This window comes from Methylobacillus sp. DLP286 (genome assembly GCF_056636515.1).
The window spans coordinates 2,580,898-2,595,323 of record NZ_CM153145.1 but is presented as its reverse complement, the minus strand read 5'-3'; the positions used below and the strand labels follow the sequence as shown (position 1 = coordinate 2,595,323).

At 55.5% G+C, this 14,426-nt stretch carries 9 protein-coding genes; all 9 read right to left on the bottom strand.

Translation table 11 applies throughout. The features are described from left to right. Positions 1-26: 26 nt before the first annotated feature. Positions 27-335, bottom strand: coding sequence for a 30S ribosomal protein S10 (gene rpsJ, locus ACWXTG_RS12415; protein WP_011478646.1), 309 nt, complete (start codon positions 333-335; stop codon positions 27-29). A gap of 79 nt (positions 336-414) precedes the next feature. Beyond that, positions 415-1,605, bottom strand: a complete 1,191-nt coding sequence (tuf, locus tag ACWXTG_RS12410) for an elongation factor Tu (RefSeq protein WP_407994567.1) — start codon at positions 1,603-1,605, stop codon at positions 415-417. Between the two features lie 48 nt (positions 1,606-1,653). Further along, complete coding sequence (fusA, locus tag ACWXTG_RS12405) at positions 1,654-3,747, bottom strand: elongation factor G (RefSeq protein ID WP_407997745.1); 2,094 nt, start codon at positions 3,745-3,747, stop codon at positions 1,654-1,656. Between the two features lie 31 nt (positions 3,748-3,778). After that, positions 3,779-4,249 (bottom strand): 30S ribosomal protein S7, encoded by a 471-nt coding sequence (gene rpsG, locus ACWXTG_RS12400; RefSeq protein ID WP_309564189.1) that lies wholly within the window; start codon positions 4,247-4,249, stop codon positions 3,779-3,781. Between the two features lie 36 nt (positions 4,250-4,285). Continuing rightward, positions 4,286-4,663 carry a 30S ribosomal protein S12 gene (gene rpsL / locus ACWXTG_RS12395; RefSeq protein WP_011478642.1) on the bottom strand — a complete coding sequence of 126 codons (378 nt, stop codon included), beginning with the start codon at positions 4,661-4,663 and terminating at the stop codon, positions 4,286-4,288. A 95-nt stretch (positions 4,664-4,758) separates the two neighbouring features. Then, positions 4,759-8,988, bottom strand: coding sequence for a DNA-directed RNA polymerase subunit beta' (gene rpoC / locus ACWXTG_RS12390; protein WP_407997744.1), 4,230 nt, complete (start codon positions 8,986-8,988; stop codon positions 4,759-4,761). A gap of 12 nt (positions 8,989-9,000) precedes the next feature. Further along, positions 9,001-13,173: a DNA-directed RNA polymerase subunit beta gene (gene rpoB, locus ACWXTG_RS12385; RefSeq protein WP_407997743.1), complete on the bottom strand. Its 4,173-nt coding sequence runs from the start codon at positions 13,171-13,173 to the stop codon at positions 9,001-9,003. A 122-nt stretch (positions 13,174-13,295) separates the two neighbouring features. After that, on the bottom strand, positions 13,296-13,679 hold the full coding sequence (gene rplL / locus ACWXTG_RS12380; protein ID WP_309564186.1) for a 50S ribosomal protein L7/L12: 384 nt from the start codon (positions 13,677-13,679) through the stop codon (positions 13,296-13,298). A gap of 33 nt (positions 13,680-13,712) precedes the next feature. Continuing rightward, entirely contained in the window at positions 13,713-14,237 is a 525-nt protein-coding gene (rplJ, locus tag ACWXTG_RS12375) for a 50S ribosomal protein L10 (RefSeq protein WP_025873090.1), read from the bottom strand. Between the last annotated feature and the right edge of the window lie 189 nt (positions 14,238-14,426).

The window sequence follows — 14,426 nt, the reverse complement described above, 5'->3', positions numbered from 1 at the left end:
TATCCGACCCACTTCAAAAACACAAGTTACAGCTTGATTTCTACATCAACGCCAGCTGGCAGGTCCAGCTTCATCAATGCATCAACCGTCTTGTCAGTAGGATCAACAATGTCCATCAAGCGCTGATGAGTACGGATTTCGAACTGATCGCGAGATGTCTTATTGACGTGGGGAGAACGCAGAATATCAAAGCGCTCAATACGAGTTGGCAAAGGTACGGGACCTTTGACCACTGCACCAGTACGCTTGGCCGTTTCAACGATCTCAAGTGCGGACTGATCAATCAGACGATAATCAAACGCCTTGAGGCGGATACGGATTTTTTGAGCTGCCATGTTATTTCCTTAAAGAGCGATATTTCTAAAGAGCGAAAAGGCCGCAGGCATCAAATGCTTGCGGCCCAACCAGAATGACTTACTCTACGATCTTAGCCACAACACCGGCACCGACGGTACGGCCGCCTTCACGAATCGCGAAGCGCAGACCTTCTTCCATCGCGATCGGCGCGATCAGGGAGACGGTGATGGAGACGTTGTCGCCCGGCATGACCATTTCGGTACCCGCTGGCAGTTCTACTGCGCCGGTCACGTCGGTGGTGCGGAAGTAGAATTGTGGACGGTAGCCGTTGAAGAATGGGGTATGGCGGCCGCCTTCGTCCTTGCCCAGCACGTAGATTTCGGCAGTGAATTTGGTGTGCGGCTTGATGGAGCCTACCTTGGAGAGCACTTGGCCGCGCTCGACTTCTTCACGCTTGGTACCACGCAGCAGTACGCCGACGTTGTCGCCCGCTTGACCTTGGTCGAGCAGTTTGCGGAACATTTCGACACCGGTACAGGTGGTCTTGAGGGTTGGCTTGAGGCCGACGATTTCGATTTCGTCGCCAACTTTGACGATGCCACGTTCTACACGGCCGGTCACGACGGTACCACGACCGGAGATGGAGAATACGTCTTCTACTGGCATGAGGAAGGTGCCGTCAACTGCACGCTCCGGTGTCGGGATGTAGCTGTCCAGGGCTTCTGCCAGACGGAAGATGGCAGGTTCGCCGATGTCGGATTGGTCGCCTTCGAGGGCGAGCTTGGCGGAGCCCTTGACGATGGGGGTGTCGTCTCCAGGGAATTCGTACTTGGAGAGGAGTTCGCGCACTTCCATTTCAACGAGTTCGAGCAGTTCTGCGTCGTCGACCATGTCGGCCTTGTTCAGGAAGACGATGATGTAGGGTACGCCAACTTGACGGGCGAGCAGGATGTGTTCGCGGGTTTGTGGCATGGGGCCGTCAGCAGCCGAGACGACAAGGATAGCGCCGTCCATTTGGGCTGCGCCGGTAATCATGTTCTTGACGTAGTCGGCGTGGCCTGGGCAGTCAACGTGAGCGTAGTGACGAGTCTCTGTTTCGTATTCTACGTGGGAGGTGTTGATGGTGATGCCGCGAGCCTTTTCTTCCGGCGCGTTGTCGATCTGGGAGTAGTCCTTGGCTTCGCCACCAAATTTCTTGGTCAATACGGTGGTGATCGCAGCTGTCAGTGTGGTCTTGCCGTGGTCAACGTGTCCAATCGTCCCTACGTTTACGTGCGGCTTCGTCCGCTCAAATTTACCTTTTGCCATTTCCGTTTCCTTTAATTATCTATTCTATTTTGCTTAGATATTATTCAATTACTTCTTGTTAATAATGGCTTCTGCCACGTTTCTCGGAGCTTCAGAGTAGTGCTTGAACTCCATGCTGTAGGTCGCACGACCTTGCGTCAAGGAACGCACTGTTGTGGCATAACCAAACATTTCAGACAAAGGCACTTCTGCACGGATAGCCTTGCCACCGCCAGCCAGATCATCCATACCCTGGATCACACCGCGACGGGAAGACAAGTCACCCATGACGTCGCCCATATAATCTTCAGGCGTTTCCACCTCAACCGCCATGATAGGCTCCAGCAGGATCGGATCGGCCTTGCGCATACCATCCTTGAACGCCATGGAAGCCGCCATCTTAAAGGCGTTTTCGTTGGAGTCAACATCGTGGTACGAGCCGTCAAACAGGGTAACCTTGACATCCACAACCGGGAAGCCGGCCAGCACGCCGCTAGGAATAGTTTCGCGCAGACCCTTATCCACCGCAGGAATGAATTCGCGCGGCACGGTACCACCCTTGATTTGGTCGACGAACTCATAGCCCTTGCCAGCTTCGTTCGGCTCCATCTTGATCCATACGTGACCGTACTGACCCTTACCACCGGACTGTTTGACGAACTTGCCTTCGACTTCGACAGATTTCTTGATCGCTTCACGATAAGCCACTTGCGGAGCGCCAACATTGGCTTCCACGTTGAACTCACGCTTCATGCGGTCAACCAGAATTTCCAAGTGCAATTCGCCCATACCGGAAATAATGGTCTGATTGGTCTCTTCATCAGTACGCACGCGGAAAGAAGGATCTTCCTGCGCGAGACGGCTAAGGGCCAAGCCCATTTTTTCCTGGTCACTCTTGGTCTTTGGTTCAACAGCCACGTGAATAACTGGCTCAGGGAACACCATACGCTCAAGAATGATAGGATGATCCAGCGAGCACAGAGTCTCACCAGTAGTGACATCTTTCAAGCCGATACAGGCAGCAATGTCGCCAGCGCGGATTTCTTCAATCTCATTCCGATCATTCGCGCTCATCTGCACGATACGGCCGATACGCTCCTTACGACCACTGGTGGAGTTGTAAACCGTCTCACCCTTGGTCAGAACGCCGGAATACACACGCACGAATGTCAACTGACCGACGAATGGATCGCTCATGAGCTTGAACGCCAACGCAGAGAAGTGCTCCTTATCATCTGCCTTACGGGTCAATGGCTCGCCAGTTTCGCTCTCGCCAGCCACATCAGGAATATCCACGGGCGAAGGCAAGAAGTCCAGAACGGCGTCCAACATACGTTGCACACCTTTGTTCTTGAACGCGGAACCGCACAGCATAGGCTGAATTTCGGTAGCGATAGTGCGTTGACGCAAGCCGGCAATGATGTCCGCCTCGGACAATTCACCACTTTCCAGATACCTATTCATCAGCTCTTCAGAAGCTTCGGCAGCGGATTCGATCATCTTCTCGCGCCACTCATTGGCAGTATCGACGAGATCGGCAGGAATATCCTTGTACTCGAACTTCATGCCCTGGGAAGCATCATCCCAGAAGATCGCCTTCATCTTGATGAGGTCAACCACGCCAGCGAAAGTATCTTCAGCACCGATAGGGATCACCACAGGCACAGGATTACCCTTGAGGCGAAGCTTCATCTGCTCGACAACCTTGAAGAAGTTGGCACCAGTACGGTCCATCTTGTTCACAAAGGCCAAACGAGGCACCTTGTGCTTGTTGGCCTGACGCCACACAGTCTCGGACTGAGGCTGCACACCACCCACCGCACAGTACACCATGCAGGCACCATCCAACACACGCATGGAACGCTCAACTTCAATCGTAAAGTCTACGTGCCCAGGGGTGTCAATAATGTTGATGCGATGCTCAGGACGGGACAAATCCATGCCTTTCCAGAAACAGGTCACAGCGGAAGAGGTGATCGTGATGCCACGCTCCTGCTCCTGCTCCATCCAGTCAGTCGTCGCAGCGCCATCATGCACTTCACCCAGCTTATGAGTAACCCCGGTATAAAACAGGATACGCTCAGAAGTCGTAGTTTTACCAGCATCAATATGCGCACTGATACCGATATTGCGATAGCGTTCAATAGGGGTTTTGCGAGCCACAGTAATTACCTAACTTAAAATTTGTCTGAGTTTAGAAACGGAAATGCGAGAATGCCTTATTGGCTTCTGCCATACGGTGAACTTCTTCACGCTTCTTGATAGCAGCACCGCGGCCTTCAGAGGCTTCGATCAACTCAGCAGCCAAACGCAGACCCATGGACTTTTCGCCACGCTTGCGGGCAGCATCACGCAACCAGCGCATGGCCAGCGCATTGCGGCGTGCGGGACGCACTTCAACAGGCACCTGGTAGTTTGCACCACCAACGCGACGGCTCTTCACTTCCACGACAGGGCGCAGATTACCGATTGCCAGGGTAAATACTTCCAGCGCTTCCTTGCCGCTCTTTTGTGTGATTTGGTCAAATGCGCCGTACAGGATACGCTCTGCAACCGACTTCTTGCCGCCGGTCATCAGCACATTAACGAACTTTGAAACCTCCTGGCTACCGAACTTAGGGTCAGGCAGGATGTTACGCTTGGGAACTTCTCTACGTCTTGGCATGGCTTTCTCGATTCCTTAAACTTTGGGCCGCTGTGATTAAGCAGCCTTAGGGCGCTTAGCACCGTACTTGGAGCGGGCCTGCTTACGGTCTTTAACACCAGCAGTATCCAGGCTACCGCGCACCATGTGGTAACGCACACCTGGCAAGTCCTTTACACGACCGCCGCGCAACAGAACAACAGAGTGCTCTTGCAGGTTGTGGCCTTCACCGCCGATATAGCTAATCACTTCATAGCCATTGGTCAGGCGCACCTTGGCAACCTTACGCAAAGCGGAGTTAGGTTTCTTAGGGGTTGTGGTGTAAACACGAGTACATACACCACGCTTTTGTGGGCAGCTCTCAAGCGCTGGCACCTTGCTCTTAGCAACTACTTTTTGGCGCGGCTTGCGCACTAATTGATTGATGGTTGGCATAACCTTTAGCCTTTATATTTTAACCGCTAAAAATTACGGGATGGCGAAACGCCATCCCGGAAAACTTAGCATTTTATTTAGCGTTCAATGTGTTGTCAAGCAACCTCAGGATTTCCAGAGGTTTCTTCCACCTGCACATCTCCAGCATCTTCAATGATGGCAGGTGCTGAATCTACACCTGCAACATTACGTTTGCGTGTTTCATGATAGGCAAGACCGGTTCCGGCAGGAATCAATCGACCCACGATGACGTTCTCCTTCAGGCCACGCAACTCGTCGCGCTTGCCCAGGATCGCGGCTTCAGTCAGGACGCGAGTGGTTTCCTGGAACGACGCTGCGGAGATGAAGGAATCCGTAGACAGCGACGCCTTGGTAATACCCAGCAATACATACTCGAAGCTGGCTGGACGTCCGTCTTCCGCCAATACACGCTCGTTCTCTGTCAGCACATCGGCACGCTCGACCTGCTCGCCCAAGATGAAGCTGGTATCGCCCGCATCGGTGATGCGTACGCGACGCAGCATCTGGCGCACGATCACTTCAATGTGCTTGTCGTTGATCTTCACGCCTTGCAGACGGTAAACGTCCTGCACTTCGTCAATGATGTAGCGCGCCAGGGCTTCGCGGCCTTGCAGTCTCAAGATGTCTTGAGGATCAGCGGGGCCGTCGACGATGCTTTCGCCCTTGGTCACCACTTGGCCGTCATGCGCCGTTACGTGCTTGTCCTTAGGAATCAGGAACTCATTGGAAACACCGTCGAGGTCGGTAATGACCAGACGCTGTTTGCCCTTGGTGTCCTTACCGAAGGAAATCGTACCAGTCACCTCGGCCAACAAACCGGCATCCTTTGGCGAACGTGCCTCGAATAGCTCAGCCACGCGCGGCAGACCGCCGGTAATGTCACGGGTCTTGGAAGATTCCTGCGGAATACGCGCCAGCACTTCACCGACACCGACTTCCTGGCCGTCCTTCACGGTAATGATGCAACCGAGCTGGAAGGTCACGCTCACAGGCGCTTCACCACCTGCCACCTTGACTTCGGCGCCATTGGCATCGAGCAGCTTCACTTGCGGGCGCAGGCCCTTGGATTGACCGGCACGCTGCTTCGGATCAATCACCACCAAGGAAGACAAGCCGGTCACTTCATCGACTTGCTTCGCAACGGTCACGCCTTCTTCGACGTTCTCGAACTTCACGCGACCAGCGTACTCGGTAATGATCGGACGGGTATGCGGATCCCAGGTCGCCAATGCCTGGCCGGCCTTGACCTGCTTGCCATCGGTGATCTGCAAGGTCGCACCGTAAGGCACCTTGTGACGCTCTCGCTCGCGGCCGTTTTCATCCTGGATGATGGCTTCGCCGTTACGCGAAATCACTACCTGCTCGTTACGGGCATTAGTCACATAACGCATGGTCGATGTGAAATGCACGATACCGTTGGACTTGCTCTCGACCTGGCTGACGGAAGCTGCACGCGATACCGCACCACCGATGTGGAAGGTACGCATGGTCAGCTGGGTGCCAGGCTCACCGATGGATTGCGCCGCGATCACGCCGACAGCCTCGCCCATGTTGATGAGCTTGCCACGGCCCAAGTCGCGGCCATAGCATTTGGCGCAAATGCCGTAGCGAGTATCACAAGTCAGCGCGGTACGCACCTTGACTTCATCAATGCCCAAGGCATCGATATGCTCGACCTCATCTTCGGTGAGCAATGTGCCTGCCGGATAAACCACTTCCTGGGTTTCAGGATTCAGCACATCCAGCGCTGCGACACGGCCGAGGATACGGTCATGCAACGGCTCGACCACTTCACCACCCTTGACTAACGCCTTGGTGTACAGGCCTTCTGTCGTACCGCAATCATGCTCGGTCACTACCAGGTCTTGGGTCACGTCGACCAGACGGCGGGTCAGGTAGCCCGAATTCGCAGTCTTCAACGCCGTATCGGCCAGACCCTTACGCGCACCGTGTGTTGAGATGAAGTATTGCAACACGTTCAGACCATCGCGGAAGTTCGCGGTAATCGGCGTTTCAATAATGGAACCGTCCGGCTTCGCCATCAGGCCGCGCATGCCGGCCAACTGACGCACCTGGGCTGCGGAGCCGCGAGCACCTGAGTCGGCCATCATGTAAATCGCGTTGAAGGACTCCTGCTTGATCGCCTTGCCGTCTGCATCCTTGGCCACTTTGCCGTCGGCGTCGTAAACAGTTTCTTCGCGCAACTGCTTCATCATGGCGTCGGCAACCTTGTCACCGGCGCGGCCCCAGATATCGACCACTTTGTTGTAACGCTCGCCCTGGGTCACCAAACCAGAAACATACTGGTCTTCGATTTCCTTGACTTCGGCTTCGGCAGAAGCAATCAGTTGCTCCTTCTCAGGCGGTACCAGCATATCGTTGATGCTGATGGAGATACCGGCGCGGGTTGCGTAGGTATAACCTGTGTACATGAGCTTGTCGGCGAAAATCACGGTCTCGCGGATGCCAACACGGCGGAAGCTCGCGTTGATCAGCCTGGAAATTTCCTTTTTCTTCAATGCCTTGTCAATCACGCTGAATGGCAGGCCTGCAGGCAGGATTTCTGACAGCAATGCACGGCCAACAGTAGTTTCATAGCGAGTAATCTTCTCGCGCTTCTGACCATCAAGCTCCACATCGTATTCACGCAACCGAACTGTGATACGGGCATGCAAATCGACGAGGCCGCTGTCGTATGCGCGCTGCACTTCTGCAATATTGGCAAAACGCATGCCCTCACCGCGCGCGGCCTTCTTCTCGCGCGTCATGTAGTACAGACCCAAGACGATATCCTGCGAAGGCACGATGATCGGCTCGCCGTTGGCGGGAGACAATACGTTGTTGGATGCCAGCATCAGGGTGCGGGCTTCCATCTGGGCTTCCAGGCTCAATGGCACGTGCACCGCCATCTGGTCGCCGTCGAAGTCGGCGTTGAACGCAGCACACACCAATGGATGCAACTGGATCGCCTTGCCTTCGACCAAGGTCGGCTCGAACGCCTGGATACCCAGACGGTGCAATGTAGGCGCACGGTTCAGCAATACCGGATGCTCGCGGATCACGTCTTCGAGGATATCCCAGACTTCTGGTCCTTCCTCTTCCACCTTCTTCTTGGCAGCCTTGATGGTCGTGGCTAGGCCAAGCACTTCCAGCTTGTGGAAAATGAACGGCTTGAACAGTTCCAGCGCCATCTTCTTCGGCAGGCCGCACTGGTGCAGCTTGAGCTGGGGACCGACCACGATCACGGAACGGCCGGAGTAGTCGACGCGCTTACCCAGCAGGTTCTGGCGGAAGCGGCCGCCCTTGCCCTTGATCATGTCAGCCAAGGACTTCAATGGACGCTTGTTGGCGCCGGTCATGACCTTGCCGCGGCGACCATTGTCCAGCAGCGAGTCTACCGCTTCCTGCAGCATACGCTTTTCGTTGCGCACGATGATTTCAGGCGCCTTCAGTTCCAGCAGTCGCTTCAGGCGGTTGTTGCGGTTGATGACGCGGCGATAGAGGTCGTTCAGGTCGGAAGTCGCGAAGCGGCCACCGTCCAACGGCACTAATGGGCGCAGTTCAGGGGGCAACACAGGCAGCACTTCCAGGATCATCCATTCCGGCTTGATGCCGGACTTCTGGAATGCTTCCAGCACCTTCAGGCGCTTGGCGATCTTCTTGATCTTGGCTTCGGAACCGGTTTCGCCGAGTTCGCGGCGCAGCTTCTCGATTTCGGTATGGATATCCATGGTGCGCAACAGCTCACGGACGGCCTCCGCGCCCATCACGGCGTTGAATTCGTCGCCGTGCTCCTCCACCTTGGCCAAGTAGTCGTCTTCAGTCAGCAACTGGCCACGGGTGAGCGGCGTCATGCCTGGATCGATGACGATGTATGCCTCGAAATAGAGCACGCGCTCGATATCGCGCAAGGCGATGTCCAGCACCATGCCCAGACGGCTGGGCAGGGACTTCAGGAACCAGATGTGGGCGACCGGACTGGCCAGCTCGATGTGCGCCATGCGTTCGCGACGCACCTTGGAAAGCGTCACTTCAACGCCGCACTTCTCGCAGATGACGCCGCGGTGCTTGAGGCGCTTGTACTTGCCGCACAAGCACTCGTAGTCCTTGATCGGGCCAAAGATCTTGGCGCAGAACAGGCCATCCCGCTCCGGTTTGAAGGTGCGGTAGTTGATGGTCTCGGGCTTCTTGACCTCGCCGTAGGACCAGGAGCGAATCTTTTCAGGAGAAGCCAGCGCGATCTTGATCGCGTCAAACTCTTCTTCCTGAGTGACCTGCTTGAATAAATCTAATAGAGCTTTCACGCGCGTTTCTCCTTAGTTGCGGTCAAGATCAATATCGATTGCGAGCGAGCGGATTTCCTTCACCAACACATTGAAGGACTCTGGCATGCCAGCGTCAATCTTGTGCTCACCCTTGACAATGTTTTCGTACACCTTGGTACGGCCGGACACATCGTCAGACTTCACAGTCAGCATTTCCTGCAAGGTATAGGATGCACCGTAGGCTTCCAACGCCCAGACTTCCATCTCACCGAAACGCTGGCCGCCGAACTGCGCCTTACCGCCCAATGGCTGCTGGGTAACCAGCGAGTAAGGACCGGTAGAACGAGCGTGCATCTTGTCATCGACCAAGTGGTGCAGCTTGAGCACGTGCATGTAGCCCACAGTGACCGGACGCTCGAAAGCATCGCCAGTACGGCCGTCGAACAAGGTCACCTGGGTCTTGCCGGAAGCGAACTGCAATTGCTGCGTACGCGGATCTTCATCGGGGAACGCCAGATCCAGCATAGCCTTGATATCAGCCTCGGTCGCGCCATCGAACACAGGGGTTGCAAACGGCACACCGTTCTTGAGGTTTCTTGCCAGATCGATGATTTCGTCATCGCTCAGGGCAGCGATATCCTCAGGCTTACCGTTGCTCTTGTTGTATATCTGCTCGAAGAAGCTGCGTAGCTCGGCAGTCTTGGCTTGCGCCTGCAACATGTTGCCGATACGGATACCAAGCCCCTTGGCGGCCCAGCCCAAATGCACTTCGAGAATCTGGCCGATGTTCATCCGCGATGGAACGCCCAACGGATTCAGCACGATGTCCATCGGCGTACCGTCGGCCATGTGCGGCATATCCTCGATCGGCACGATCTTGGAAACCACACCCTTGTTACCGTGGCGGCCCGCCATCTTGTCGCCGGGCTGGATACGGCGCTTGACGGCCAGGTAGACCTTGACCATCTTCTGCACGCCTGGAGGCAGTTCATCGCCCTGGGTCAGCTTGCGCTTCTTCTCTTCGAACTTGCTGTCGAACTCGATACGCGCCTGGGACAGGCTGTCACGCAGCTGTTCAAGCTGGCGTGCGGCATCTTCATCGCTCAGGCGGATGTCGAACCAGTCATAGCGCGCCAACCCTTCCAGGTATTCTGCAGTGACGGCTTCGCCCTTCTTGAGCTTTTGCGGACCGCCGGTCGCGACCTTGCCTTCGATCAGGCGGCGGATACGGCCGAACGCATCGTCTTCCACGATACGCATCTGGTCGGCCAGGTCCTGCTTGTAGTCGGCCAACTGATCGTCAATGATCTGCTGTGCCCGCGCATCGCGCTCGATGCCTTCGCGCGTGAACACTTGCACGTCGATCACGGTGCCGGACATGCCGGACGGCACGCGCAGCGAAGTATCCTTCACGTCGGACGCCTTCTCGCCGAAGATCGCACGCAGCAGTTTTTCTTCCGGGGTCAGCTGGGTTTCGCCCTTGGGCGTTACCTTGCCCACCAGCACGTCGCCCGCTTCGACTTCAGCGCCGATATAAATGATACCGGACTCATCCAGGCGGCCCAGCATGCGCTCGGACAGGTTGGAGATGTCGCGCGTAATTTCTTCCGCGCCCAGCTTGGTGTCGCGAGCGACAACGGACAACTCCTCGATATGGATGGAGGTATAGCGGTCATCAGCCACTACACGCTCGGAAATCAAGATTGAGTCTTCGAAGTTGTAACCGTTCCAAGGCATGAAGGCGACCAGCATGTTCTGGCCCAGTGCCAATTCGCCCATATCGGTGGAAGCGCCGTCGGCAATCACGTCACCGCGTGCCAGCACGTCGCCGACATTGACCAGCGGACGCTGGTTGATGTTGGTGTTCTGGTTGGAGCGGGTGTACTTGATCAGGTTGTAGATATCCACACCGACTTCGCCAGCGGCCGCTTCTTCGTCGTGCACGCGCACCACGATACGGCTGGAATCGACATAGTCGACCACGCCGCCACGGCGAGCCGTTACCACGGTGCCGGAGTCGACGGCCACGGTACGCTCGATACCGGTACCGACCACGGCCTTCTCGGCGCGCAGGCACGGCACGGCCTGACGCTGCATGTTGGCGCCCATCAAGGCGCGGTTCGCATCGTCATGCTCCAGGAACGGGATCAGGGATGCCGCAACGGATACGATCTGGCCCGGGGCTACGTCCATGTATTGCACGCGGTCCGGCTGCGCCATGGTGAATTCGTTATGGTAACGCGCAGAGACCAGGTCTTCCTTGAACTTGCCGGCCTTGTCCAGTTCGGAGTTGGCCTGTGCGATCATGTACTGGCTTTCCTCGATCGCGGACAAATAATCGATCTGGTCTGACACCTTGTTGTCCGCTACGCGGCGGTATGGCGTTTCCAGGAAACCGTACTGGTTGGTGCGGGAATACAGCGCCAAGGAGTTGATCAGACCAATGTTCGGACCTTCAGGCGTTTCAATCGGACAGACGCGGCCATAGTGCGTGGAATGCACGTCACGCACTTCGAAGCCCGCGCGTTCGCGAGTCAAGCCGCCTGGGCCCAAGGCGGAGACACGGCGCTTGTGCGTGATCTCGGACAACGGGTTGGTCTGGTCCATGAACTGCGACAGCTGCGAGGAGCCGAAGAATTCACGGATTGCGCTCGACACCGGCTTCGCATTGATCAAGTCGTGCGGCATCAGGTTGTCGGACTCAGCTTGCGACAAACGCTCCTTCACGGCGCGCTCGACACGCACAAGGCCTGCGCGGAACTGGTTCTCGGCCAGCTCGCCCACGGAACGGATACGACGATTGCCCAAATGGTCAATATCGTCGATTTCGCCACGGCCATTACGCAATTCAATCAATACCGCAATCACAGCCAGGATATCGTCGTTAGACAGCGTGCCAGCGCCTTCGGCGCCTTGCGGGCCAACCTTCTCATAGAAGCGGCGCAACCATGCTGCGGTACGCTCTTCAATCTTCTCAGGGAAAGCACGGCGATTGAACTTCATGCGGCCTACGGAAGACAAGTCATAACGGTCTTCGTTGAAGAACAAGCCTTCAAACAACGCCTGTACTGCTTCCTCGGTCGGCGGCTCGCCAGGACGCATCATGCGGTAGATGGCAACACGCGCGCTGTATTCATCCGGGATTTCATCAATACGCAATGTTTGCGAGATATAGTCGCCATGATCGAGATCATTTGCGTACAAAGTGCTGATCTTGCTAACTTCCGCTTCGCGCAGCTTGTCCAGCAAGGATTCCGTCACTTCGTCATTGGCATTGGCAACCACTTCGCCAGTGGACTTGTCCACGATGCCGGCAGCCAAGGAACGGCCCAGCAGGAACTCTTCAGGTACAGTGATCTTGCTGATTCCAGCCTTTTCCATGTCGCGGATGTGCTTGACGGTGATGCGCTTGTCCTTGGCAACGATGACCTTGCCATCCTTGTCCAGGATGTCGAACTTGGCTACTTCGCCGCGCAGGCGCTCCGGCACCAGCTCGAACTGCACGCCCTTCTTGGCGATATGGAAGGTGTCAAAATCGTAGAATGTTTCCAGAATTTGCTCTGGCGTGAAGCCGAGCGCTTTCAGGAGAATGGTCACCGGCATCTTGCGACGGCGGTCGACACGGAAATACAAATAATCCTTGGGGTCGAACTCGAAGTCGAGCCATGAGCCACGGTAAGGAATGATACGTGCGGAGAACAACAGCTTGCCCGAGCTGTGGGTCTTGCCGCGGTCATGCTCGAAGAACACGCCGGGGCTGCGGTGCAATTGCGAAACGATGACACGCTCGGTGCCATTGATCACAAAAGACCCGTTTTCTGTCATGAGTGGCAATTCACCCATGTAGACTTCCTGCTCCTTCACCTCCTTGACGGTAGGTTTGGAAGCCTCTTTATCCATAATGGTCAAGCGGACCTTGACGCGCAAAGGAGCGGCGTAAGTCAAACCACGCTGCTGACATTCCTTGACATCGAACGGCTCCTGGCCGAGGTTATAACTGACAAAGTCCAGTCGCGCATTGCCGGAATGGCTGACAATAGGAAAAACCGAACTGAATGCTGCTTGAAGGCCTGTGTCTGTACGCTTGTCGGCATGGACTTCAGCTTGCAAAAATGCAGCGTAAGACTCCAATTGCATGGCGAGCAGGTAAGGAACCTCCTGCACGCTTTCACGCTTGGCGAAACTTTTACGCAGACGTTTCTTTTCGGTAAAGGAATAGCTCATAGCATCTCCTGAGGATAGAGGGCAGAAGACAGCAGCCCGACGGGACTGCTGTCTTCTAACTTCTTAAAATGGTGAAGGCTGACAGTTTCCTGTCAGCCCATACACCATAATTTACAGCGGTATTACTTGATTTCAGCCTTAGCGCCAGCTTCTTCCAGTTTCTTAGCAGCAGCTTCAGCATCAGCCTTGGAAACGCCTTCCTTGATTGCCTTAGGAGCAGCGTCAACCAGGTCCTTGGCTTCCTTCAGACCCAGGGAAGTCAGTTCGCGAACAGCCTTGATCACGTTCACCTTGTTGTCGCCAGCAGAAGCCAGGATAACATCGAACTCAGTCTTTTCTGCAGCGGCCGCGCCAGCATCGCCACCAGCTGCAGGAGCAGCTACTGCAACAGCAGCTGCAGCTGCGGATACGCCAAACTTTTCTTCCAGATCCTTGATCAGCTCGGACAGTTCGAGAACTGTCAGGGAAGCGATAGCGTCAAGAATTTCTGCTTTAGATAATGCCATTTTGTTAATACTCCTGATAAATATTGATATTGATTAGGCTGCTTGCTTTTGGTCGCGCACTGCAGCAAGACCGCGTGCAAATTTCGTAGGCACTTCATTGAGCGTGCGTACGAACTGTGCAACAGGCGCCTGCATCGTGCCAAGCAACTTGGCCAGCAACTCTTCGCGGCTTGGCAGGGTAGCCAGGGCTTGCACACCCTTGGCATCCAGGACCTTGCCTGGCAAAGCGCCAGCCTTGATGACGAACTTGTCGTTGGCTTTGGCAAAATTGTTCAGAACCTTTGCCGCGGCAACTGGATCGGTGGAAATACCGAATACCAGCGGGCCTACCATGTCGTTCGCCAACCCAGAAAACTGTGTGCCGTCAACAGCGCGACGTACCAGGGTGTTCTTGAGAACACGCAGGTATACACCGGATTTTCTGGCTTCAGCACGCAACTTGGTCATGTCGCCCACTTCAATGCCACGATACTCAGCAAGAACAATTGCCTGGGCCTGCGCGACTTGCTCGCTAACCTCAGCAACTACTGCCTTTTTCTGCTCAAGATTAAGACTCAAGGTCTTCTCCTTCCGTTAATTAAGCATTTGCAGTCTCCTGCAAACACCTTCCCACGGCGACCTTTCATCAGGAATAAAAATCCTGTTCCGGGTAACGCCATCTGCGTAGGACTTGGCTAGAGTTCTGCCACCATTAAGCCCGCCTGGGCTCCTACGGTCTTTGACAACCCCATGGCTTGCGCCACGGGC